General features: G+C 45.1%; 19 protein-coding genes, 4 tRNA genes and 1 other annotated feature. Of the genes, 12 read left to right on the top strand and 11 right to left on the bottom strand.

Features of this window, described 5'->3' with window-relative positions; translation table 11 throughout:
* Positions 1–86: 86 nt before the first annotated feature.
* The 7 genes from trpA to R7P72_RS07855 all read right to left on the bottom strand — a co-directional run bounded on the left by trpA (position 87) and on the right by R7P72_RS07855 (position 7,141).
* Positions 87–893: a tryptophan synthase subunit alpha gene (gene trpA / locus R7P72_RS07885; protein WP_130545111.1), complete on the bottom strand. Its 807-nt coding sequence runs from the start codon at positions 891–893 to the stop codon at positions 87–89.
* Positions 893–2,083: a tryptophan synthase subunit beta gene (trpB, locus tag R7P72_RS07880; protein WP_151514973.1), complete on the bottom strand. Its 1,191-nt coding sequence runs from the start codon at positions 2,081–2,083 to the stop codon at positions 893–895. The genes trpA and trpB overlap by 1 nt, the downstream gene beginning before the upstream one ends.
* Positions 2,084–2,147: 64 nt before the next feature.
* Positions 2,148–3,587, bottom strand: a complete 1,440-nt coding sequence (gene trpCF, locus R7P72_RS07875) for a bifunctional indole-3-glycerol-phosphate synthase TrpC/phosphoribosylanthranilate isomerase TrpF (protein ID WP_213907181.1) — start codon at positions 3,585–3,587, stop codon at positions 2,148–2,150.
* A 13-nt stretch (positions 3,588–3,600) separates the two neighbouring features.
* Positions 3,601–4,611 (bottom strand): anthranilate phosphoribosyltransferase, encoded by a 1,011-nt coding sequence (gene trpD, locus R7P72_RS07870; RefSeq protein WP_206953364.1) that lies wholly within the window; start codon positions 4,609–4,611, stop codon positions 3,601–3,603.
* Positions 4,612–4,648: 37 nt separating this feature from the next.
* Positions 4,649–5,257, bottom strand: a complete 609-nt coding sequence (locus R7P72_RS07865) for an aminodeoxychorismate/anthranilate synthase component II (protein ID WP_005376785.1) — start codon at positions 5,255–5,257, stop codon at positions 4,649–4,651.
* Between the two features lie 16 nt (positions 5,258–5,273).
* Complete coding sequence (locus R7P72_RS07860; RefSeq protein ID WP_213907183.1) at positions 5,274–6,839, bottom strand: anthranilate synthase component 1; 1,566 nt, start codon at positions 6,837–6,839, stop codon at positions 5,274–5,276.
* Between the two features lie 126 nt (positions 6,840–6,965).
* Positions 6,966–7,069 (bottom strand) — a sequence feature (Trp leader region).
* Positions 7,016–7,141, bottom strand: a complete 126-nt coding sequence (locus R7P72_RS07855) for a trp operon leader peptide (protein WP_005376787.1) — start codon at positions 7,139–7,141, stop codon at positions 7,016–7,018. It overlaps the preceding feature by 54 nt.
* A gap of 95 nt (positions 7,142–7,236) precedes the next feature.
* Between R7P72_RS07855 and rnm the strand changes: the two genes are divergently transcribed.
* Positions 7,237–8,094 (top strand): RNase RNM, encoded by an 858-nt coding sequence (gene rnm / locus R7P72_RS07850; protein WP_053306583.1) that lies wholly within the window; start codon positions 7,237–7,239, stop codon positions 8,092–8,094.
* A gap of 59 nt (positions 8,095–8,153) precedes the next feature.
* Positions 8,154–8,774, top strand: coding sequence for an L-threonylcarbamoyladenylate synthase (locus tag R7P72_RS07845; protein ID WP_005376791.1), 621 nt, complete (start codon positions 8,154–8,156; stop codon positions 8,772–8,774).
* Positions 8,775–8,867: 93 nt separating this feature from the next.
* Here the strand turns inward: R7P72_RS07845 and R7P72_RS07840 are convergent, their stop codons facing one another.
* Positions 8,868–9,578, bottom strand: a complete 711-nt coding sequence (locus R7P72_RS07840) for a calcium-binding protein (RefSeq protein WP_005376796.1) — start codon at positions 9,576–9,578, stop codon at positions 8,868–8,870.
* A gap of 565 nt (positions 9,579–10,143) precedes the next feature.
* Between R7P72_RS07840 and rluB the strand changes: the two genes are divergently transcribed.
* On the top strand, positions 10,144–11,082 hold the full coding sequence (gene rluB / locus R7P72_RS07835; protein WP_005376798.1) for a 23S rRNA pseudouridine(2605) synthase RluB: 939 nt from the start codon (positions 10,144–10,146) through the stop codon (positions 11,080–11,082).
* A 187-nt stretch (positions 11,083–11,269) separates the two neighbouring features.
* Here rluB and R7P72_RS07830 read toward each other — a convergent pair whose 3' ends face one another.
* Positions 11,270–11,590, bottom strand: coding sequence for an HI1450 family dsDNA-mimic protein (locus R7P72_RS07830; protein ID WP_005376800.1), 321 nt, complete (start codon positions 11,588–11,590; stop codon positions 11,270–11,272).
* Positions 11,591–11,592: 2 nt separating this feature from the next.
* Positions 11,593–12,159, bottom strand: a complete 567-nt coding sequence (gene yeiP, locus R7P72_RS07825) for an elongation factor P-like protein YeiP (protein ID WP_005376801.1) — start codon at positions 12,157–12,159, stop codon at positions 11,593–11,595.
* A 194-nt stretch (positions 12,160–12,353) separates the two neighbouring features.
* On the opposite strand from yeiP, the gene R7P72_RS07820 reads away from it, so the two are divergent.
* Positions 12,354–13,121 (top strand): nucleotidyltransferase, encoded by a 768-nt coding sequence (locus tag R7P72_RS07820; protein ID WP_033905668.1) that lies wholly within the window; start codon positions 12,354–12,356, stop codon positions 13,119–13,121.
* On the opposite strand, the gene R7P72_RS07815 is transcribed toward R7P72_RS07820, so the two are convergent.
* Positions 13,118–15,481: a DNA polymerase II gene (locus R7P72_RS07815; RefSeq protein WP_213880331.1), complete on the bottom strand. Its 2,364-nt coding sequence runs from the start codon at positions 15,479–15,481 to the stop codon at positions 13,118–13,120. The two genes, R7P72_RS07820 and R7P72_RS07815, sit on opposite strands and share 4 nt — an antisense overlap.
* Positions 15,482–15,908: 427 nt before the next feature.
* On the opposite strand from R7P72_RS07815, the gene uvrY reads away from it, so the two are divergent.
* The 8 genes from uvrY (at position 15,909) to R7P72_RS07775 (ending at position 23,667) form a co-directional block, all read left to right on the top strand.
* Complete coding sequence (uvrY, locus tag R7P72_RS07810) at positions 15,909–16,553, top strand: UvrY/SirA/GacA family response regulator transcription factor (RefSeq protein ID WP_005386783.1); 645 nt, start codon at positions 15,909–15,911, stop codon at positions 16,551–16,553.
* 1 nt (position 16,554) lies between these two features.
* Positions 16,555–18,387 (top strand): excinuclease ABC subunit UvrC, encoded by a 1,833-nt coding sequence (gene uvrC, locus R7P72_RS07805; protein WP_017820475.1) that lies wholly within the window; start codon positions 16,555–16,557, stop codon positions 18,385–18,387.
* A 46-nt stretch (positions 18,388–18,433) separates the two neighbouring features.
* The gene (gene pgsA / locus R7P72_RS07800) at positions 18,434–18,991 is read left to right on the top strand and encodes a CDP-diacylglycerol--glycerol-3-phosphate 3-phosphatidyltransferase (protein WP_005394805.1); all 558 of its coding nucleotides are present in this window, start codon (positions 18,434–18,436) and stop codon (positions 18,989–18,991) included.
* A gap of 462 nt (positions 18,992–19,453) precedes the next feature.
* Positions 19,454–19,527 (top strand) — tRNA-Cys (locus tag R7P72_RS07795).
* A 36-nt stretch (positions 19,528–19,563) separates the two neighbouring features.
* Positions 19,564–19,639, top strand: a tRNA-Gly gene (locus tag R7P72_RS07790).
* Between the two features lie 77 nt (positions 19,640–19,716).
* Positions 19,717–19,803 (top strand) — tRNA-Leu (locus R7P72_RS07785).
* 13 nt (positions 19,804–19,816) lie between these two features.
* Positions 19,817–19,892 (top strand) — tRNA-Gly (locus R7P72_RS07780).
* 898 nt (positions 19,893–20,790) lie between these two features.
* On the top strand, positions 20,791–23,667 hold the full coding sequence (locus R7P72_RS07775) for a pyridoxal phosphate-dependent class III aminotransferase (protein WP_318110409.1): 2,877 nt from the start codon (positions 20,791–20,793) through the stop codon (positions 23,665–23,667).
* The last annotated feature ends 7 nt before the right edge of the window (positions 23,668–23,674 follow it).

Raw genomic sequence — 23,674 nt, 5'->3', positions numbered from 1 at the left:
AAATGACGTGGTATAAACACGATAGTAAGAAAACGCCCACTAAACATAATGTTAAGCGGGCGTTGTTGTGTCATATCAAACTGAAATTATTTTTGAGTGGCAGCTTTCATTGCAGAAACGAATTCACCTAGCTTGTCGAGCATAATTTGTGGCTGCTCAACGTTCGCTTCAATGATTTTGACCACGGCTGAACCAGAAATTGCACCAGCGGCGCCAGATTCTAGTGCTTGTTTCACCTGTGCTGGCTCAGAGATACCAAAACCAAGTAGCGCTGGTGGTGCATCAAATTGGTTCAGTCTATCCAGCATATGACCTACAGGCATGTTTGCTTTGGTTTCTGCGCCAGTAACACCTGCACGAGAGAGTAGGTAAGTGTAGCCGCCACCTAACTCTGATACTTGCTTCAGTGTTTCATCACTTGCGGTTGGTGGTGCGATGAAGATTGGGTGAATACCAAACTTTTCTGCAGCAGCAACAAATTCGGCACTTTCATTAGTTGGCACATCTGCAATCAAAACAGAATCGATGCCTGCTTTTGCACAACGCTCATAGAAGTTCTCGATACCACGAGAGTAAACAAGGTTCGCGTACATCAGAAGGCCAATAGGTAGCTCTGGGTACTTAGCTCGGATCTTACCAATTTGTTCGAAGCAGATATCCGGTGTTGCGCCTGAATCTAGAGCACGAATGTTCGCACCTTGGATAGTCGGGCCATCCGCAAGAGGATCTGAAAATGGAATACCGAGTTCAAGGGCATCAGCACCAGACTCGACCAGTGTTTCCATGATTTTGTAAGACTGCTCGGCGTTTGGATCGCAAACCGTTACGAACGGTACAAATGCGCCTTGGTTCTTTTCGTTTAGGCGCGTAAACATCTTCTCATAACGGCTCATTAGATTGCTCCTTTTTCTTCTAAGATGGTGTGTACGGTGAAGATGTCTTTGTCACCACGACCTGATAGGTTAACGACTAATAATTGTTCTTTCTCTGGGTTCTCTCGAGCCATACGCAGTGCATGAGCCAGTGCGTGAGAAGATTCAAGAGCAGGGATGATGCCTTCATGGCGTGCAATCTCTTGGAATGCTTCTAGCGCTTCATCGTCTGTCACGTTGTCGTATTCAGCACGGCCGATTGCGTTTAGGTGGGCGTGTTGTGGACCAACTGAAGGGAAATCAAGACCAGCAGATACTGAGTAAGACTCTTCAACTTGGCCGTTTGGATCTTGCATCAATGGCGCTTTCATACCGAAGAAGATGCCTGTTTTACCATGCTTAAGTGGTGCACCGTGCTGGTCAGTATCGATACCTTTACCTGCTGGCTCAACACCAATTAGGCGAACGCTTTCTTCTTCGATGAAGTCAGCAAACATGCCGATAGCGTTTGAACCACCGCCCACACATGCGATAACCGCATCAGGAAGACGGCCTTCACGTGCCAAAATCTGATTCTTCGTTTCTTCACCAATCATGCGTTGGAAGTCACGCACGATCGTTGGGAATGGGTGAGGGCCTGCCGCTGTACCTAGTAGGTAGTGCGCGTCTTCATAAGTTGCAGACCAGTCGCGTAGCGCTTCGTTACATGCGTCTTTAAGCGTTGCTGAACCCGAGTGGACAGGAATAACTTCTGCGCCCATTAGCTTCATACGGAATACGTTCGGGCTTTGACGCTCAACGTCTTTTGCACCCATGTAAACGCGACACTTAAGGCCAAGCAGCGCACACGCTAGTGCCGTTGCTACACCGTGTTGGCCTGCGCCTGTTTCTGCGATGATTTCGTTTTTACCCATGCGTTTTGCAAGTAGCGCTTGACCTAACACTTGGTTGGTCTTGTGCGCGCCACCGTGAAGTAGGTCTTCACGTTTTAGGTACAGTTTGGTTTTCGTACCTTTGGTTAGGTTACGAGTTAGAGTCAAAGCCGTTGGACGGCCCGCATACTCTTGGAGAAGCGTCATGAATTCGCTGCGGAATTCTGGATCTTCTTGCGCGTCGATAAACGCTTGCTCTAGTTGCTCCAGTGCTGGAACTAGAATTTGCGGAACGTACTGACCGCCGTATTCGCCAAAGTAGGCATTCAGTTTTGCCATCGTTATATTCCTTCTCGTATTTTTCGCTACGAATAGCTTTAAATTTTTTAGCTGATATCCAGCTTTAGTAGCTGCGAATGGCGGTGAAGGCCGCGAGCAACTTCTGTGAATCTTTTTTGCCTGGTGCGCTTTCTACACCAGAGTTTAAATCTAATCCCAAGCAACCTAGTGTCGCTGCTTGTTGAGCATTTTCTGGCGACAGTCCGCCCGCTAGCATAATTTGACTTGGGTCGCCGATCAGTGACCAGTCGAAAACTTGACCAGTTCCGCCGGTTTGAGTGCCAACTTGTGCATCTAATAGGTGACGGTCAATGTTTTCTGCAAGTAGTTCTGGCTTGGCATCAGTCACGCCGTAAGCTTTCCAAATTTCTACCGCTGCTGGCAGTTCGGCTTTAAGTTGGTTTACGTAAGCTTGGTCTTCTTGACCGTGCAGTTGCACCGCTTTTAAACCCAAAGAGGTCACGACAGAAGCAACAAAATCGATATCGTGATTTTGGAAAACGCCCACGTAGTTCAGTGGAGCACCGCTCATGGTTAAGCGAGCACCTTCAAGGTCAACTGCACGCTTCGACTTCTCGACAAAAATCAGGCCACCAAATACTGCGCCAGATTGATACGCTTTTGCTGCGTCATCTTGATGCGTTAAGCCACACACTTTGTTTTCACCCAACGTCACTTTACGTACTGCAAGTTCAAGGTTGTCTTCCGCCATCAGCGAACTACCAATCAAGAAGCCGTCTGCGTATTCCGCTAAATCACGAACTTGTTGATGTGTATAAATGCCAGATTCTGAGATTACTGTTGCGTTAGGAGCCAGTTCACGAATTGTCGGTGCCAGTTCTTTAGTACGATTCAAATCAGTACTTAGGTCGCGAAGGTTACGGTTATTGATGCCGATAACGCGTGCACCAAGCTTAACGGCACGATGAAGCTCTTCTTCGTTGCTGACTTCGGTCAAGATACCCATGTTCAGGCTGTGTGCTGCTTCTTCTAGCGCTTTGTACTCTTCGTCATTCAGGACAGAAAGCATCAGTAGCACGGCATCAGCACTGTAATGACGCGCTAGGTAAACTTGGTAGGTATCTACCATGAAGTCTTTGCACAGAACCGGTTGTTTGACTTGGCCACGCACTTGAGGAAGAAAGTCAAAGTTACCTTGGAAGTACTTCTCGTCTGTTAGGACTGAAATCGCATCAGCATGGTTGTTGTAAACCGATGCAATGTAATCCAAGTCGAAGTGATCACGAATCAAACCTTTAGAAGGAGATGCCTTCTTACATTCGGTGATGAAGGCCGTCTTTTCGCCACTCAGAGCATCGTAGAAGCTGCGGTCCGATGGCAGTAAATCAGACTGAAATGTGCTTAGCGGCTGAGACACCTTACGGTCTGCTACCCACTGATATTTGTCGCGGACAATTTTCGCCAGTACTTCTGCCATTTCTGCTTCTTTCTTAGAAACGTGTTCAGACAGGTTGTCAGCTTGCTGAGTGTTGAAGTCAGTCATCTTCTTCAATTCCTTAAGCGTGTGCGGCAAGTTGTTGTACCAAATGGTACGCCTTGCCTGAATTCATTGCCTCAATCGCTTGTTGCGTGTTGGCTTTTAAATCTTCGTGGCCGAATAGACGCATTAGCAGAGCAACGTTCACTGCCACTGCGCCCAATTGTGCGTCTGTACCTTTACCCGTCAGAATGTTGGTAATGATCGCTTTGTTTTCTTCAGGATCGCCACCTTTGATTGCTTCTAGTGGGTGCGCGTCTAGACCGAAGTCTGCAGGCGTTAATTTGTATTCTGTGATCTCACCGTCTTTGATTTCGGCAACGGTTGTTTCACCGTGAATTGCTACTTCGTCCAAGCCACTGCCGTGTACTACAGCGGCGCGCTTCATACCCATTTGTAGCATGGTTTCTGCGATAGGACGAACCAGTTCTTTACTGTAAACGCCCATCAATTCGATGTTAGGACGAGCAGGGTTAATCAGTGGGCCAAGAATGTTAAAGATGGTGCGTGTTTTCATGGTTTGACGCACTGGCATCGCATGGCGTACACCACCGTGGTACTGAGGTGCAAATAGGAAAGCAACACCAATATCGTCTACCGCTTTGCGCGTATCTTCTGCGCTCATAGCTAGGTTGATACCAAATGAATCAAGAAGGTCAGAAGAACCAGATTTGCTTGAAACGCTGCGGTTACCGTGTTTCGCTACTTTTAGACCACATGCTGCAGCAACAAACGCCGCAGTGGTTGAAATGTTGATGGTGTTGTGACCGTCGCCGCCAGTACCTACGATATCTGCGAAATCGTAATCTGGGCGAGGGAATGGGTTTGCATTTGCCAGCAGCGCTTTTGCCGCACCTGCTATTTCATCCGGCGTTTCGCCTTTGATTTTTAGTGCAGTTAGTGCTGACGCCATCAAAATTGGGTCTAGTTCCCCACGGATAATGATGTCGAATAGCTGTTGGCTCTCTTCCTGAGTAAGCGATTCTTGCTCGTACAGTTTGGTAATAATAGGGTTGATGATTGCTTCCATATTTCCTCTCCTAAATTTCTTATGTGCCAAGTGCTTTTTAAGCAGTGAGTGGGTTCGCTGAAGTTTGTTCTTCAAGTGCCCATTCGATGGCATTGGCCAACAGTGTTGCTCCGTAGGTCGTCATAATAGATTCCGGGTGGAACTGGAACCCGCAAACTTTATCTTCTTCATGTACAACAGACATTACCAAGTTATCCACTTCTGCTGTGATGGTTAGGCTCTCAGGAACCTTGGTCGCAACCAGCGAGTGGTAACGTGCAATTGCAAGTGGTGATGGTAGGTTTTGGTAAATCGCATGGTTTTGGTGCTCCATCATAGAGACCTTACCGTGAATGATTTCGCCCGCGCCAGCAACGGTGCCGCCGTATGCTTCAACAATCGCTTGGTGACCAAGACAAATACCAATCATTGGCACTTTGCCTTTCATACGTTGGATAAGCTCTGGCATTGAGCCTGCCTCTGACGGTGCGCCAGGACCTGGTGATAGCAGAACCACTGGGTTTTCAAGCTCGTTTACCGCTTGTTCGATGGTTTCTGCTGGGATGTTGTTTCGGTAAATCTTGACTGAGTAACCTAGCGAGCGGAACTGATCCACAAGGTTGTAGGTGAACGAGTCAAAGTTATCGATAAAAATGATATTAGCCATCTCTGAACCCTATTCCTTATTGTGACTTATGCGCTGCTTGGATAGCAGAGATTACCGCTTGTGCTTTGCCGCGCGTTTCGTCTGCTTCCGCTTGTGGATCAGAGTCGAACACCACGCCAGCACCAGCTTGAACTTGAGCAATGCCGTTCTCAACGTACGCTGAGCGAATGACGATACACGTGTCGAGTGTGCCTTCACCAGTTAGGTAACCAACCGCACCGCCGTAGCTACCGCGACGTGCGCCTTCCACATCGCGAATCAACTGCATTGCGCGAATCTTTGGTGCACCAGTGAGCGTGCCCATGTTCATACAAGCTTGGTATGCGTGCAGTGCGTCTAGGTCTTCACGCAGTTGACCAACCACGCGTGATACCAAGTGCATCACGTGGCTGTAACGGTCGACTTTTAGTAGGTCAGCTACGTGGCGAGTGCCTGCTTGTGCGATACGGGCAACGTCGTTACGTGCTAAGTCAACCAACATCATGTGTTCTGCGTTTTCTTTCATGTCTGTGCGCAGTTCAAGTTCGATGCGGCTGTCTAGGTCGAAATCGATCTCTCCATTTGGGCGTTTACCACGGCGACGTGTGCCTGCAATTGGGTAGATTTCAATTTGGTTGGTATCGGTTTCATACTTAAGCGCGCTTTCTGGTGATGCGCCAAACAGAGTGAACAGCTCATCTTGCATGTAGAACATGTAAGGGCTTGGGTTACTTTGTTTCAGTTCTTTGTACGCCGCTAGTGGAGAAGGACAAGGTAGAGTGAATCTACGAGACGGTACAACTTGGAATACATCGCCTTTCACTACGAACTCTTTTAAGTCGCGAACGGTTTGGCAGAAGGCTGCATCAGACACACTAGGTTCTACCGTTACATCTGTTATTTGCTCTGCACTCGGCAACAGTTTTGGCGCTGCACACTGGGCGCTAATTTCTGCAATACGAGTCTCCAACGTTGTTTTCTCTGAACCATCAACAAACAACGTCGCTTGAAGCTGGCAAGATTCCGTTTGATGGTCGACAACAAGTAGTGTTTCCGCGACGTAGAAAACGTAATCTGGACACTGATTTGTTACTTCGGCATTACCAAGCGGCTCAAAGTTTGCGACTAAGTCGTAGGCAAACAGACCACCAAGGAAAATTGCGTGTTTGTCTTGCTGTGAAATATCAAAACTATGCTGAACCAAACGTAGCGCATCGAAAGAAGAGGCTTCACGTAGGCGAGAGTCTTCATCTAACGTGTCGCATGGCTGGTTAAACTGCAAAGTTAGCGTTTCGCCATCGAACTTGCTCTCAACGTCACCACGGATGTTCTGGTTTAGGTGAGACAGTAGGTTTTTACCGTTATTGGTCAAGGCGTGCATGCTAACGGTATGGCCGAAGCAAACAATGCGAACCGCTGAATCTACGATCAGCAGGGATTTTAAATTTTGCTTTGAATCGATCTCAGCAGATTCCAGCAATAGGCTGTCAGTTTTGTTCTCACATAGTGTGTGGAACAAGCGAGTCGGGTCTTGAGTATAAGGGACGGAAGCCGTTAGCACTTCAAGCTGTCCAAGTTTCTTAATTTCAATGGCCTTGTTCACAAGACCTCCTTGTAGCTGTTTAAATCTTCCTGCCGTACATAGTCGCATAAAGCAAACGTTCTCCCAATCTAGAGTTGGCTATATTCGATTAATGTTTAGGCAGTTGAATGTGAAATGAGCAACAAAACAAAAAAGCCCGCTTAAGTAGCGGGCTTTACAACGTTTGGTTCTATAAACTAGAAGTATACGTTTGCCCACCAAGAACTAGTCCAAGTGCGCCACCAAGCAAGATCTGATGAGTTTGCCTTATTAAGACAAACCGCAACTTTCGCTTTTTGGTTTTGGTTAAATTCTTGTAACATGGTGAACCTTAAATTACATACTTTGTATTTGTGTACTAGTTAACTAGTGCGAGAGTAAAAAGTCAACCCCAAAACGGCATTAAAACGATAAAAATATGAGAATTGATTTACATAGTCACACCACTGCATCGGACGGTCGGTTAGAACCTAAAGATTTAGTGGAAAGGGCGCTGAGTTTTGATATCGAGGTTTTGGCGATCACTGATCACGATACGGTTGACGGTTTGGCGTTAGCTAAGCAATACGTTCAAGATAATAATTTGCCGATAAAAATCATCAATGGCATTGAGATATCGACCGTCTGGCAAAACAAAGACATTCATATTGTCGGCCTGAATATCGATCCGGAAAATGAACAATTATCTGCCCTTATAGAACAGCAGAAGCAGCATCGCATAACACGATCTGAGTTAATTGCAGAGCGACTACAAAAAGCAACTCGAGTAGGTGTGCTTGAAGAGGTAAGGAAAATCGCCGGTGATGCCCCAGTGACAAGAGCGCATTTCGCGAAATGGTTGGTAGATAATGGTTACGCAAAAACCATGCAAATGGTGTTTAAAAAATACCTAACGCGTAATAACCCAGGTTATGTACCACCGAATTGGTGTTCGATGAAGGATGCGGTTGATGCTATCCATGCGGCTGGTGGAATGGCGGTATTAGCGCATCCTGGTAGATATAAGTTGACAGCGAAGTGGATTAAGCGTCTTCTAGCAGCGTTTGTCGAAGCGGGTGGTGATGCGATGGAAGTTGCACAGCCACAGCAAGCGCAACAAGAAAGGCGCAACTTGGCTGATTATGCTATACAATACAAACTATTAGCCTCTCAAGGCAGTGATTTTCACTACCCATCACCGTGGATGGAGCTAGGAAGGAACCTATGGTTGCCTGCTGGCGTCGAACCAGTTTGGAAAGATTGGGGAATAGATCCTTCGTTGAATAACACTCAGTAATACGAAGTCGAGAACCCATAAAAATATAGAGCCGAGAGGCTCGATAATGAGGAATTACAATGAGCCAGTTTTTTTACGTTCACCCAGAAAACCCACAGGCTCGCTTGATTAATCAAGCAGTAGCAATCATTCGTAACGGCGGCGTTGTGGTTTACCCTACTGATTCAGGGTACGCACTTGGCTGTCAGTTGGAGAACAAACAGGCGCTGGAACGAATCTGTCAGATTCGTCGTCTGGATGATAAGCATAACTTTACTTTACTGTGTCGTGATTTGTCGGAGCTTTCTCTCTATGCGCGAGTGGATAACTCTGCATTCCGACTGCTGAAAAATAACACACCAGGTCCTTACACCTTCATCTTCAAAGGCACAAAAGAGGTGCCGCGTCGTTTGATGAATGCAAAACGTAAGACCATCGGTATCCGTGTTCCAGACAATCAAATTGCCTTGGACTTGTTGGAAGCATTAGGTGAGCCGATGATGTCTACGTCGTTGATTCTACCTGGCAGTGACGTAACAGAATCTGATCCAGAGGATATTCGAGATAAACTAGAACATGCGGTTGATGTGATTCTTAATGGCGGTTACCTAGGTGAACAACCTACGACAGTAATTGACTTTAGCGAAGGTGAACCTGTTGTGGTTCGTTTGGGATCAGGTGACCCTGCACCATTCGAATAGTAGGCGCACATCATCGTCAAACAAAATAGGAGGCATCGCGCCTCCTATTTTAGTTGTCATATCGAATATCTCATTGAACTTAACTGATTGAGGTTAAGCGAAATCGAAAATGTCGATACCATTTTGTTCTGCATAGTTGATGTATGCAGAGCTCACACCGTTTAGTGTCACTTCAACATTGTATTCATCACTTGAGAATACTGCCCAGCCACACTCATTGTACGATAAAGTCAGATCATCCGCTGAATCCAAGAACGTATCTCGAATGCCATCGTTATCAGTGTCTCGGCCCATATCAAAGACAAGTTTGTCATGGAAAATATTAAAATCGACAATGTCGGCTTTGACATCAATATCGTTGGAAGATACTGGCTGATCAGGTACACCAATAGCCAGGCGGTTTGTAAGCACGAAGGTGTCGTCTCCACAGCCACCGCTCAGTACTGATTCACCATCACCAACAACGAGCGTGTCGTTACCCCAGCCACCACTCAAGTAGTTGTTGCCTGAATAATCAAAAATTGTGTCGTCGCCACAGCCACCAAAGAGTTTGTCGTTTCCTAATCCGCCGGATAGGAAATCGTTTCCAAAGCCGCCAGAAACAAAGTCGTTACCTCGGCCACCAAGCAAGGTATCATCTCCCCAGCCACCGAAGACAATATCATTACCTCCGTATCCTACAAACTTATCATCACCACAGAAGCCGAAGAAAATATCGGTTGTTTCAGAGCCTTTTGTGCCTGTCATATCGTCATCTTGAGATGTCCCAAAAATCCAATTTAGGTCGAGATTTAGCATAGACATTGTTCTATTCCTTTTTGTCTGATTTATGCCAATCGCCGAGAGTGCAGAGCGAACCTAGTGAGTCAGAGTACACGATAGCATTAGTGTTATTTTTGATGTGAACTAATGACTTAAAGACAATTTTTGTCTTGTTACCCACGACCTTGTTTTGCTATGAGTGCTCATTGTCTGCGGTGATTGGTATTACTTAGCAGCAAACAGGGACGGCTTATTCTTCGTTGCTTTCTAGCAATACGAACAGTAAACACACCCCAAGTGGTTATTGTTGTAACCCTGACAATTTTATCAGGTACCGCGTGGTTAAAGTGGTTCAGGAAGACCGATATTAGTGGGATTCTCGTTGAGCAATGCCTGCATTAAGTAGTAAAAAAGTTGCAGAATAGGACAAATATTTCAGTCATTTTTGAAGTGAATTTTGGTGTGGAGAATGGCGCCGATTTAGCTTACATTAACTAAGAAAGTTACGTATAATGTCCGACCGAAAAATCCCACTGAAATGGGTAAATAGCAAAATGCAGACCAATCCTGGTCTAGACGTCTGTGAAGACGACACATAGGTAGATAAATGAGCGAAAAGTTACAAAAAGTATTAGCACGTGCTGGTCACGGTTCTCGTCGTGAGATTGAATCGTTAATTAAATCTGGTCGCGTTAGCGTGAACGGTGTAGTCGCTAAGCTTGGTGAAAGACTTGAAGACGAGAGCAGCGTAGTTCGTATCGATGGTCACATTGTCTCTGCAAAGATTCAAGAAGAAGTGATTTGTCGTGTACTTGCGTACTACAAACCTGAGGGTGAACTGTGTACTCGTCACGATCCAGAAGGTCGTCGTACTGTTTTTGATCGTCTGCCAAAAATTCGTGGCTCTCGTTGGATTTCAGTTGGTCGTCTGGATGCGAACACTTCTGGTCTTCTACTTTTCACAACGGATGGTGAACTGGCGAACCGCTTAATGCACCCAAGCCGCCAAGTTGAACGTGAATACCTAGTACGTGTGTTCGGTGAAGTAACTGAACAGAAAGTTCGTAATCTAGTAAAAGGTGTTGAACTGGAAGACGGTTTAGCTCGCTTTGAAGATGTTGTTTACGCGGGTGGTGAAGGCATGAACCACACGTTTTACGTTGTTATCAACGAAGGTCGTAACCGCGAAGTTCGTCGACTATGGGAATCGCAAGAGTGTACCGTTAGCCGTCTGAAACGTGTTCGTTACGGCGACATCTTCTTAGACAAGAAACTGCCTCGTGGCGGTTGGATGGAGCTTGACCTGAAAGAAGTAAACTACTTGCGTGAGCTTGTAGAGCTTCGTCCAGAGAAAGAAACCATGCTTGATCTGAACAAAGACAATACGTCACGCAAACGAGAGCGTGCACGCAGCCAAAAAATTCGTCGCGCAGTTAAGCGCCATGAAGAGCGTGTTAACACGCCAAAAGGTCGCAGCAACAACCCTTCTCGTCGTAAGCCGAAGAAGACTGCTGGTGACCAAGGCGCACGCAACAAGCATCGTTAATCGATAGCAAAACATCAGAAAGGCTTGCCAATTCGGCAAGCCTTTTTCTTATCTGTTACATAACAAAAGGATCTAAAGCCTATATAGAGCAGGGTGCTTTGTATAAACATATATCTCAGCTAGACGAAAACAACAGATAAAAAAATACCAGCACTAGGCTGGTATCTTTGTTCATGATGAAGAAACGTTAATCGCGTTTCCAAAGCATATGGCAGAACTTATGTTCAGGGTCTCGGCTGATTAGCATACGAGCAAATACGTCATCAAGAACGTCATTTTCCTCATTTACTAGGCCGATACGAACCTCTGCATATACTTCTTTGTCGATCTCGAAGCCAACATGTTCAACCCAGTCATCACCGGTTTCAACAAGTTCTGCGGCACCACGATCTTCAAATTGCGCAGTAAACAGAATCACGTCAGCTGGCTCTAGGTTATCTGGAGCCATCTCAAGGAAAATGTCGTACGCTGCGTCGATGACGTCGTCGTAAGAAATCAAATCAGACATGCTTATGCTCGGCTCATATATTTACGTTCAGCTGTGTTAATGATAACACGGTCACCAGTTGCAATGTACTCAGGAACCTGGATGACAAGACCTGAAGCGAAGCGTGCTGGTTTAGTACGAGCAGATGCAGAAGCTCCTTTGATTGAAGGGTCAGTTTCTTCAATCACTAGCTCAACAGAAGATGGTAGTTCAATACCCACTGCAGCACCGTTAACAAGGATAATGTGGATACCTTGTGTATCTTCGTTGATGAACAGCATATCGTCTTCAACTTCATTGTGCTTGAATGTGTATTGTGAGTAGTCTTCGTTATCCATGAAGATGTGCTCATCGCCGTCAGCGTATGAGTACACAACTGCACGTTTGTTCATTTCTACCGTTTCAACAACGTCATCAGACTTGTAACGCTCATCTACACGTGCGCCCGTGTTTAGATCTGTACAACGCATTTTGTAGATTTTAGCGCCGCCACGACCGCCAGGAGTCGTTACTTCGATGTCTTTAACTAGAAGAGTTTTACCATTAGACTCGATTGCGAAGCCTTTTTTGATTTCACTTGCCTTTGGCATTGTATATTCCTATTCATACTTATTAAGCAAAACTCGGTGATTATAGCGCTAAGTTAGCCGCCTAGCATTAAAATTCATTGCAGAAATTTGTTGTTACTCCCATGACTAAACACCTGAATGGACTTGATTCGGTGAGTCGGCTAAGAGAACATATAGCCCAACTTCTTGAACCATCTGAGAACACGTTTTAAGTCATGTCTCTGCCTGTTATCGATCCTAAACAACCATTTCAACCAGAGTTTGCGCCTTTAATTAGGGAAGTCACCGCTTGTCTCAAAGGTGGATTGGGGCAAAACTTACACAGCGTTTATGTATACGGTAGTGTTGCTCGTAAAACAGCGATCGTTGGGAAGTCGAACTTAGACCTGGTTGTCGTTACTCAATCATCCTTTGAGCACAATCGCGCGACTTTGCTCAACACAATTAAGTGGCGTGCGCAGCAGAGTTACTCTCAAGTTAATGGTGTATCGGTCCGTACAGCCTTAGTGAGCGAAGTGGCTAATTTAGATAGTATTTTTACTTGGGGCTTTATGCTTAAGCATTGCTGTGTCTGTGTTTATGGTGATGATCTAGCAGACTGCTTCGGTGATTACGTCCCAAGTTGGGAAATTGCTAAGCACTGGAATATGGATGTGGAAGATTGGATTACGGTGTATCGCAAAAAAATCGTACAAGCGAAGACGATAGAAGAGCAGGTGGCCGCCCAGCGCGTGATTGCTAAAAAGTTACTAAGAGCGTCATACTCTTTGGTGATGTATCGAGATAAACGTTGGTTTGATGACCCCGTAGAGTGTGGCAAGGTATTCTTAACTTATCATCCTGAAAAGCAGCTTGAGATCGAGCGGCTAGAAATTTTACTTTCTGGCCGGGGGATTCCCAAGCGTTCTGTTATCGGGCTAATTGATGCGTTTGGTGATTGGTTAGTCAAACAGTACCAGAAAACAGAGTTTCGTATCGGCTAAAACAACCCCATTTGTGGCGCTGAAAGCCTGTCAAAGTCCGTCCCAATGAAAGGGAGAATCGCATCTGCAACGGGTTTGAGTTGTTTATCAATGTAATGTTGATAATCAATCGGGCTATTGAGGTACTCATAAGGTTCAGGGCCGTTCACGGTAATAATGTATTCAATTCGTCCTTTGTTTTGATACTGTAATGGGCGGCCAAGCTTGGCATTTATCTCATCCGCTAAACGAGCTGCACGCACTTGTGGCGGGACGTTTTTCTGATACTCATGCAGTTTTCTGCGCAGTCGCTTTTGATACACCAACTGTTCATCAAATTCACCGTTGTTAGTATTCTCAACCATCTCTCGGACATAGTCGCTTGGATCTTCACCATGGAAAATCATGCTATAGAGTGTATTTTGAAATTTCTGTGCTAACGAGGTCCAGTCAGTACGGGCACTTTCTAACCCTTTAAATACAATCCGTTCTTGCTCTCCTTCACCGATTAAACCCGCATAGCGCTTTTTCGAGCCAGTTTCTGCGCCACGAATCGTTGGCATAAGGAATCTGCGATAATGGGTTTCATACTCGATTTCCAACATAGATGTTAGGTTGTACTCAGAACGCAGGTGTTCTTGCCACCAAGAGTTGATGTAATCAACTAATTGATTTCCAACAGCGTCAGCTTCTACTTGACTGTATGGTCGATTCAACGACACGAATGTGGAATCCGTATCGCCGTAAATCACTTGATATCCTTGCTCCTCAATCAGCACCTTAGTTTGCTTCATGATTTCATGTCCGCGCATGGTAATACTAGAAGCTAACCGAGTATCAAAGAAACGACATCCCGATGAGCCCAGTACGCCATAAAAGGAGTTCATGATGATTTTGATTGCCTGAGAAAAAGCTTTTTCATTGTTCTTCTTTGCAACATCACGTGCTGCCCAAAGCTTTTCAATCATTTCTGGTAAAAAGTGTTTCGTACGATGGAACTGCCCACCGCGAAAGCCAGGTACAGCCTGATTTTCTTCTTTTCCAATATCGAGCAATAACCCCTCAACTAACCCCATAGGATCAATCAAGAACGAGCGAATAATCGATGGATATAGACTCTTAAAATCCAATACTAAAACAGAATCATATAGGTTAGGGATGGAGTCCATCACGTAACCGCCGGGGCTCGCAATCCAATTTTCAGGGTGTAGGTTTGGGGCAACGTAGCCTGCTCGGTGTATCTGAGGCATGTATAGGTTTGTGAATGCTGCAACCGAACCGCCGACACGATCCAGTTCGACACCAGTGAGACGAGAGCGCTCTATTGCAAAGTCAAGCAGGTGAGTGTGATTGAAAATCTTGTTCACCAACACGCAGTCTTGTAAGTTATATTTAGCCAGCGATGGTTTGTCGGAGCGGTACATACGATTGATTTCATCCATACGGTCATGAACGTTGTGGATTTCTTTCCCTTCCCCCAAGAGTTCTTGAGATACAGACTCTAATGACCAAGACCGAAAGTGATAAGTCGCCGTTTTTAACGTATCGATACCGTCCATTACAACTCGCCCGGGAATGGAAATAAACCCTTGTTGGCTTTGAGATGAACTTCTGAAAAAGCTGGCTTGGTCTGCTCTGCCAAGCATTAGCTTCATGTTGTGCCATTCTGCTCGTTTGTGTAGCAGGCGAAAGTCAAAATCAATGACGTTCCAACCGACAATGACATCGGGGTCGAATTGTTTAAACCAATCGATGAGTGCTTCTAGAAGCGCCTTTTCATCCTGGACCCATTGTATCGGTGTATCCGAAGGTTCTGGTTCTCCGATCATGATAACGCGGGAATCCATGACGCTGTCTAATCCGATGGAGTAAAGAATGCCTTTCTCAGAGCATTCTAGATCTAACGAGACAACGTTTAACTTCGGCTCATATTGCCCCGTACGGCATTTTGCGTTCTGGACGCGTTGGTAGCCATTGGTGCGAGTCACATTGCCTGTAAACTCGATACTGCCTTTGATAAAACGCTCCATTAGGTAGCGATCGGCGAGGCGAATATCACTTTCATACGTAGTGATATCTTTTTGAGCGAATGTGTCTTTGAGTGCGAGAGCGTCTCTGGTTACATTGGTATAGCAGGCAGCAAGAGGCGTATGTTCAAACGTTTTGAGATCCAAAAGGCGGATGTCGACGAATATGTTTTTTTCTCGTGCGAGTGTCTTTGCTTGTTCTGAGTGTTTCTGAGCGATGAAAAATACTGGCTTCTCACCATTAATAAGTAACTGAGTAGGACCTGCTTCTGTCGAAAGCCACAGCTCGATTTGAGTTTGACCTTTGATGTCTCGTGCCTGTCGAGTTAGCAGGAAGCCTTGTTGAATATTCAAATGTGAGAAACCTTAGAAAACTTGAAGAACGTTAGTTTAACACTAAGAACTGTAAAAATAACCAGTAAAGAAAGCGTCTCAAATTTTTGCTGGAATTAGTGATTACAAGTTAGTCTTTGGTGCAAGAGGGACAGTGTCATTTTAAGTTATAGCGTGTTTCTCTGGGCAATATGAAACCTAGTTACTTGATTTATTGTACTTAATGTTGTTAATTGTCTTTTCTTAGATTTCGGTTCTGCTCATCACGCTCTAAAATAATAGAGTGGTTTATGAATAAGTTCTTGCTAAAGTTTGCGTTTCAGCACATATTCATAGAAAGCAATTTTTTGTCGATTACGTTAGTATATAGGCAGTCATACTGATATCCACATTTAACAAATAATGGTTATGTGGGTGCAGAACCAATACAAAGTGTGGAGATACAAGTTTGATAAATGTTTTCCTTGTAGATGATCACGAGCTGGTTCGCACAGGGATACGACGTATTATTGAAGACGTCCGTGGAATGAACGTAGCAGGAGAAGCTGACAGCGGTGAAGATGCAGTAAAATGGTGTCGCAGTAATCATGCTGACGTCGTTTTAATGGACATGAACATGCCAGGAATTGGTGGCTTGGAAGCCACTAAAAAAATTCTTCGCGTGAATCCTGATGTGAAAATCATCGTACTTACCGTTCATACAGAAAACCCGTTTCCAACCAAGGTGATGCAGGCAGGTGCGTCTGGTTATTTAACCAAAGGTGCTGGCCCTGACGAAATGGTGAATGCGATTCGTGTAGTTAATAGTGGTCAGCGTTACATCTCACCAGAGATTGCGCAGCAGATGGCATTGAGTCAATTTTCTCCAGCCTCTGAGAACCCTTTTAAAGACTTATCCGAACGTGAATTGCAGATCATGCTTATGATCACCAAAGGCCAAAAGGTAACGGATATTTCTGAGCAACTTAATTTAAGTCCAAAGACAGTCAACAGCTATCGCTACCGACTCTTTAGTAAATTGGACATTAATGGTGACGTTGAGTTAACTCACTTAGCGATTCGCCACGGAATGCTGGACACCGAGACCCTTTAGCGTGAATCCTCCTTTCGATTCGGCTTCCTTTCTCAAGACAGTAACTCATCAGCCCGGCGTTTACAGAATGTACAACGCCGAAGCTGTTGTAATCTACGTAGGTAAAGCCAAAGACCTTAAAAAGCGCCTTTCAAGCTACTTTCGAAAAAAAGTAGACAGTGAGAAAACTCGCGCGCTTGTCAGTAATATCGCCAAAATAGACGTCACGGTGACTCACACTGAGACAGAAGCGTTGATCTTAGAGCATAACTACATCAAGCAGTATTTGCCGAAATACAATGTGTTGCTGCGAGATGATAAGTCTTACCCTTATATCTTTATTAGCGGTCATAAGCACCCACGGCTTTCTATCCACCGTGGCGCCAAGAAGCGCAAAGGTGAATATTTTGGCCCCTACCCAGATTCTGGTGCAGTAAGAGAAACATTGCATTTGCTGCAAAAGATATTTCCTGTGCGCCAGTGTGAAGACACTGTCTATTCCAACCGAACGCGCCCATGTTTGATGTACCAAATTGGTCGCTGTGCAGGACCATGCGTTAATACCATCATTTCTGATGAAGAATATGCAGAGTTGGTTGGCTTTGTGCGCATGTTTTTGCAAGGCAAAGATCAGCAAGTACTCAAACAGTTGATTGAGAAAATGGAAGTTGCCAGTCAGCAATTGCGCTTTGAAGATGCCGCTAAATTTCGCGATCAAATCCAAGCGATTAGGCGTGTTCAAGAGCAGCAGTACGTCTCAGAAGACAGCATGGATGATATGGATGTACTCGGGTTTGCTCAGGAGAATGGTATCGCGTGTATCCATATCCTGATGATACGCCAAGGCAAAGTGCTTGGTAGCCGTAGCCATTTTCCGAAAATCCCACAAAATACAAGCCAGCAGGAAGTGTTCGATAGTTTTCTGACTCAATACTATTTGAGCCATAACGAAGCACGTACAATTCCTTCTCGTATTATTTTGAATCAAGAGTTGGCAGAAGATATTGCGCCAATACAGAAAGCGTTAAGTGAAGTGGCAGGCCGTAAGGTTCATTTTCATACGTCGCCAACTGGCTCTCGAGCAAGGTATCTCAAGCTTTCGAACACGAATGCACTAACGGCGATTACCACCAAAATCAATCACAAAATGACGATTAATCAACGTTTTCATGCGCTTCGCGAAACATTGAATTTGGAGTCTATAGCTCGAATGGAATGTTTTGATATCTCTCATACGATGGGGGAAAGCACGATTGCGTCATGTGTTGTGTTCAACAACGAAGGCCCCGTAAAGCAAGAGTATCGTCGCTACAACATTACTGGGATTACCGGTGGTGATGATTACGCAGCAATGGGACAAGCGTTGGAGCGCCGTTATTCGAAGCAATTGGACGTAGAGAAAATTCCCGACATCATCTTTATCGATGGCGGTAAAGGTCAGTTAAATCGTGCGCATGACATCATTTCGCAGTACTGGGGGGATTGGCCAAAGCGTCCTATCATGATAGGTATTGCAAAAGGCGTTACTCGCAAACCAGGTTTAGAAACGCTGATTACAGTCGATGGGGACGAGTTTCATTTACCAAGCGATGCTCCTGCGCTGCATCTTATCCAACATATTCGTGATGAAAGTCATAACCATGCTATAGCGGGGCACCGTGCTAAGCGAGGTAAAACCAGACGTACGAGTGCACTCGAAGGGATTGAGGGAATCGGCCCTAAACGACGTCAGGCGTTACTCAAGTACATGGGTGGGTTACAAGAACTTAAACGTGCAAGTGTCGAAGAAATCGCCAAAGTACCGGGAATAAGTCACTCTTTAGCAGAAATTATTTTCCAAGCATTGAAACAATAAGGAAAATCGCGCAACATTAAGCCGCAATGTGTAAGAGAATAATAAAATGCGTTTGAATATCCCGAACATTCTGTCTCTTCTTAGACTGTTCCTAATCCCTGTTTTTGTGGTTGTCTTTTATCTACCTTATTCATGGGCACCGTTTGCAGCAGCAATGGTGTTTTGGGTAGCGGGTTTTACTGACTGGCTTGACGGCATGTTGGCCCGTAAACTTGGCCAAACTTCTCGTTTTGGCGCGTTTATTGATCCTGTCGCTGATAAAGTGCTAGTGGCAACGGCATTGATTCTAATCACGGAACATTATCATTCAATTTGGGTGACCATTCCTGCGGTAACGATGATTGCGCGAGAAATCATTATCTCAGCATTGCGAGAATGGATGGCTGAAATCGGTAAGCGAGCGAGTGTTGCGGTATCTTGGGTTGGCAAAGTAAAAACTGTTTCGCAAATGTTCGCCTTATGGGTGTTGATATGGCGTTACGATGAATGGATGGTTTGGCTAGGCTTTGCGGCCTTGTATGTGGCAACTTTCTTGACATATTGGTCAATGATTCAATATTTGGCTGCTGCGAAAGACGATCTGTTGAATGAAGAGCACCATTAAATTCTGATGTTAGAAAGCAGGCTTAATAGCCTGCTTTTTTGTATCTAAGACAATCTACAGCATTTTTTGCTTCTCTCGCTTTTCAATGCTTGCTAACGGCCATGCTTACAATTTGTATCTGGGGCTTTTGCTTCGATAGAGTTCCATTTGTGATCTAAGTCTTGTTTTTGTCCTTGGAGAGTCTTAGAGAGGCGAGTCTTCTGATTATTAATACTTCAATGCACGCAACGCACGGCCAGCAGTGTAAGGCGTAGCCAAAGTTTTATGATAAACAAGTGTATTTAAGCGATTTTTAGTATTAAAACTAAGCAATCCATCGTCTTTCGCACAAATTCTAGTCAAACGATTTAAAAAAATAAAAATAGTGTTGACTCGATCGCTCGAATCCGTAGAATGCATCCCGTACCCAAGAGAGCACGGCTCAAAAGGGTGGTGAAAAAGCTTAGCTTTATTCACAAATGAGGCGCCTTGGCAGAGTGGCTATGCAGCGGATTGCAAATCCGTGGACCTCGGTTCGACTCCGGGAGGCGCCTCCATTATTCTTTTGAGAGCGAATGGCTTTCGAGAAAAATGCGACACTAGCTCAGTTGGTAGAGCGCAACCTTGCCAAGGTTGAGGTCACGAGTTCGAACCTCGTGTGTCGCTCCAAATTTTATTGATATGGCATTGGCGATATCAGATGGTGTTTTACTTTTCTGTAAAGGCATCACAAAGAATATTTGTGTGCCCTGGTGGTGGAATTGGTAGACACAAGGGATTTAAAATCCCTCGACGTTCGCGTTGTGCCGGTTCAAGTCCGGCCCGGGGCACCATCTCATATTAAATGCGACACTAGCTCAGTTGGTAGAGCGCAACCTTGCCAAGGTTGAGGTCACGAGTTCGAACCTCGTGTGTCGCTCCAGATTTAAGGCCTAACATGAAAATGTTAGGCCTTTTTCGTATTTTTTTGAAAATCTCAAACTTCTTTTCTGTCACAGACTTCGTTAAGTAACGAACCCTTTGTCTCATTGACTCAAGTGATTGTTCATTCTGCCATTGCAAAGCATCTTAGCCATTCCTACTAGTCTATGTTTAAACCATCACTTGTGGAGAATAACCACTCTTGATCCAGGCAAAGCTGTGACGAGAATGCTATCTTTTTAAATGTTCCGGATATAGAAAGGAATGTTTTACGATTAAGCAGCACAACCTTAAACCTCTGTTGGATGAGGTGATGATATCTCAAGAATATTTGTTTAAATAACAGCTGTTTGAGAGAAGCAGAAAAGCATAGCTCACGACTATGAGCACGACAGTTGCGATGGGGTATGTTTTGTTGTGATTTACATCACTGTTACTAATATGAAAAATCGTTGCCAGAAGATTTTATTTTGTGATAAATTCGCGCGCAATCTCGGAGCGTAATTAACAACGTTTGATCTCTGGGGGATACGCGTAGTGACCATTCAAGCTGATTGTGACACTGCGTAGGGTAGGTATCGGCAAAGCCTTTTGTCGATAGACGGGATACTAATGCTGTAAACGCGGCATATTAATGGGAAACCCAACATTGAAACCTTTGAATAAACACACACTAATCAGCTTCATACTGCCGAAATGTCCTGTTTTACAAAACGGGTGCATTACAGAACCTTGATTAATCCCTTTTACATATAAAGTCGCGAGTATCGTGGCGGATGATCTGTATTTGTCATTTATGCACTGACAAATGCGGAGGGGTATTCACACCTCCTGTAATTTCATTCTAATGATTATTAATACAGGATACAGAATTATTATAATTCAAGGGATTATGTAGTATGAGCACTGCCTTTGAAGTCGATAGCAATATCGCAAACATTTTTTCGTCTCAGGTTCCTATCGTTGAGGGAACGTATGACTTAACGCCAGATCAAGTATTGATTGATCAGGCTGAGCATGAATCTGAAGTACGTTCTTATCCACGTCGTTTGCCGATCGCAATTAAACAAGCCTTTGGGTGCTTGGTTGAAGATACGCGTGGACAGATCTTTCTAGACTGCCTTGCGGGGGCTGGCACTCTAGCTTTGGGGTATAACCATCCTGAAATAAACCAAGCTCTGAAAGAGCAATTAGATTCAGGACTGCCATATCAGACGCTAGATATTGCAACATCAGCAAAAACGACGTTTATTCAATCTGTTAAGTCTTTTCTTCCTCAAGAGTTAAGCGAGAACAGCGTTATCCAATTTTGTGGCCCGTCTGGAGCTGATGCGGTTGAAGCTGCTATCAAGCTCGCGAAACAGACTACCGGTCGCAACACTATGTTTGCCTTCCGTGGCGCATACCATGGTATGACTAATGGTACGATGGGGATGATGGGTAACTTAGGCACCAAAGCTCGTCGAACTGGTTTGATGTCGGATGTGCACTTTATGCCTTTCCCATACAACCTGCGTTGTCCTTTTGGGCTTGGCGGTGATGAAGGTGCAAAAGCAAGTATTCGCTATATCGATCGTCTTTTAAACGATGATGAGTCAGGCATTATGAAGCCTGCCGCGATTATCGTGGAGCCAGTGCAAGGTGAGGGTGGTGTTGTTCCTGCGCCAGCATTCTGGCTACGAGAGTTACGTCGTATTTGTGATGAACACGGTATCTTACTGATCTTCGATGAGATCCAGTGTGGTGTTGGTAAAACTGGCTACAATTTCGCGTTCGAAGAGTCGGGCATTGTTCCAGATATTCTGTGTTTATCAAAAGCAATTGGTGGTGGCTTACCAATGTCGCTATTGGTTATCAACAAGCAACATGATACATGGAAGCCGGGCGAGCACACAGGTACATTTCGTGGTAACCAGCTAGCCATGGTCTCTGGTGCGAAAGCATTAGAAATTATCCAGCGTGATAATCTTGTTGAGCATGCCAATATTGCGGGTCAGTACTTGCGCTACGGCCTTGAAAGTATTCAAAAGCGTGTGAACTGTATCGCAGAGGTTCGTGGCAAAGGTTTGATGCTAGGCGTGGAGATTAAAACTCCAAACGGTGAGCTCAATAAATTTGGTGAACCTCAAGCGGATAGTGAACTCACACTTTCTATTCAACGCGCAGCACTCGAGCGTGGCTTGATCGTTGAGAAAGGTGGACGCGAAGGCGCAGTAATTCGTTTCCTTCCTCCTCTTATCATCTCGTTTGAGCAAATCGACTTTGCTTTACGTGTATTTGAAGACGCGATTTTAGCCGCTGGCGGTAGTCACATCGAAACTCAGCCACAAGATGAATGGAAGAAGCATTTCATCCACACTGGAGAGATGGGCAGCAATGAATTTGCTTCGGTGATGAATCACACTACTACGGCAATGAAGTCAGTGTTTGAACAAGTGACTGCACCGTATTCAGGTGTGGATCCAAAAGCATTGGAAGCAGCGATTCACGACGTTGATCTTGATAATGGAAATGCGCCTCTTAAATCCGTTATCGACGATGCTGCTGATCTGGTCGCGAAAAACGCAATTTTTACTCAACATCCAGATTGTATTGCTCACCTGCATACTCCACCGTTGATGCCAGCGATTGCGGCAGAGGCAATGATTGCGGCTTTGAACCAGTCGATGGACTCATGGGATCAAGCTTCATCAGCGACTTATGTTGAACAGAAAGTTGTGAACTGGCTATGCGATAAATATGAGTTAGGTGAAAAAGCGGACGGTATCTTCACGAGCGGCGGCACGCAAAGTAACCAAATGGGTTTGATGCTTGCGCGAGATTGGATTGCTGACAAACTCAGTGCACACTCAATTCAAAAGCTTGGCCTTCCTGAATACGCAGACAAGCTACGTATTGTATGTTCGAAAAAATCCCACTTCACGGTTCAAAAATCAGCGTCTTGGATGGGATTGGGTGAAAAAGCGGTCATGACCGTCGATGCTAATGCCGATGGAACGATGGATGTCACTAAGTTAGACGAAGTTCTCAATCAGGCCAAAGCAGAAGGTTTGATCCCATTTGCCATTGTTGGCACCGCGGGTACAACGGATCACGGTGCTATTGATGACTTAGACTTTATCGCCGATATCGCAGCGAAACATGACATGTGGATGCACGTCGACGGTGCATACGGTGGAGCTCTGATTCTAAGTAGCCAAAAAGCGCGTCTGAAAGGTTGTGAGCGTGCACATTCCATCAGCGTAGACTTCCATAAGCTGTTTTACCAAACCATCAGTTGTGGTGCGCTATTGGTAAATGACAAGTCTAACTTTAAATTCCTGCTTCACCATGCAGACTATTTGAACCGCGAACACGACGAACTACCGAACTTGGTGAATAAGTCTATTGCGACAACTAAGCGTTTTGATGCGCTCAAAGTGTTTATGACGATGCAAAGCGTAGGGCCAAAAGCCCTAGGCGATATGTATGATCATTTGCTTGAACAGACGCTTGAAGTGGCGGACATGATTCGAGATAACAAACACTTTGAGTTGTTGGCTGAACCATCACTATCTACGGTTCTGTTCCGCGCGACACATGAATCAGCGGATCTTGATGAACTGAACAAAACGTTGCGCTTAGAAGCGTTAACACGCGGTATCGCGGTATTGGGTGAAACCATTGTCGACGATAAAACTGCATTGAAATTTACGATTTTGAACCCGTGTCTGACGACGGCGGACTTTGAATCTTTGCTCTCAAAAATCAATACGCTAGCGGCAGAGCTAGTTTAACAAAGGT

Source organism: Vibrio sp. Vb0888, assembly GCF_033338835.1.
GTDB classification, from domain to species: Bacteria; Pseudomonadota; Gammaproteobacteria; order Enterobacterales; family Vibrionaceae; genus Vibrio; species Vibrio alginolyticus.
This window is presented reverse-complemented; position numbering and strand designations above follow the sequence as displayed.

What these genes read in the sequence shown, in the direction of transcription:
- trpA (WP_130545111.1), bottom strand. Translation starts at nt 893, where the DNA reads ATGAGCCGTTATGAGAAGATGTTTACGCGCCTAAACGAAAAGAACCAA.
- trpB (WP_151514973.1), bottom strand. Translation starts at nt 2,083, where the DNA reads ATGGCAAAACTGAATGCCTACTTTGGCGAATACGGCGGTCAGTACGTT.
- trpCF (WP_213907181.1), bottom strand. Translation starts at nt 3,587, where the DNA reads ATGACTGACTTCAACACTCAGCAAGCTGACAACCTGTCTGAACACGTT.
- trpD (WP_206953364.1), bottom strand. Translation starts at nt 4,611, where the DNA reads ATGGAAGCAATCATCAACCCTATTATTACCAAACTGTACGAGCAAGAA.
- R7P72_RS07865 (WP_005376785.1), bottom strand. Translation starts at nt 5,257, where the DNA reads ATGGCTAATATCATTTTTATCGATAACTTTGACTCGTTCACCTACAAC.
- R7P72_RS07855 (WP_005376787.1), bottom strand. Translation starts at nt 7,141, where the DNA reads ATGTTACAAGAATTTAACCAAAACCAAAAAGCGAAAGTTGCGGTTTGT.
- rnm (WP_053306583.1), top strand. Translation starts at nt 7,237, where the DNA reads ATGAGAATTGATTTACATAGTCACACCACTGCATCGGACGGTCGGTTA.
- R7P72_RS07845 (WP_005376791.1), top strand. Translation starts at nt 8,154, where the DNA reads ATGAGCCAGTTTTTTTACGTTCACCCAGAAAACCCACAGGCTCGCTTG.
- R7P72_RS07840 (WP_005376796.1), bottom strand. Translation starts at nt 9,578, where the DNA reads ATGTCTATGCTAAATCTCGACCTAAATTGGATTTTTGGGACATCTCAA.
- rluB (WP_005376798.1), top strand. Translation starts at nt 10,144, where the DNA reads ATGAGCGAAAAGTTACAAAAAGTATTAGCACGTGCTGGTCACGGTTCT.
- R7P72_RS07830 (WP_005376800.1), bottom strand. Translation starts at nt 11,590, where the DNA reads ATGTCTGATTTGATTTCTTACGACGACGTCATCGACGCAGCGTACGAC.
- yeiP (WP_005376801.1), bottom strand. Translation starts at nt 12,159, where the DNA reads ATGCCAAAGGCAAGTGAAATCAAAAAAGGCTTCGCAATCGAGTCTAAT.
- R7P72_RS07820 (WP_033905668.1), top strand. Translation starts at nt 12,354, where the DNA reads ATGTCTCTGCCTGTTATCGATCCTAAACAACCATTTCAACCAGAGTTT.
- pgsA (WP_005394805.1), top strand. Translation starts at nt 18,434, where the DNA reads ATGCGTTTGAATATCCCGAACATTCTGTCTCTTCTTAGACTGTTCCTA.
- R7P72_RS07775 (WP_318110409.1), top strand. Translation starts at nt 20,791, where the DNA reads ATGAGCACTGCCTTTGAAGTCGATAGCAATATCGCAAACATTTTTTCG.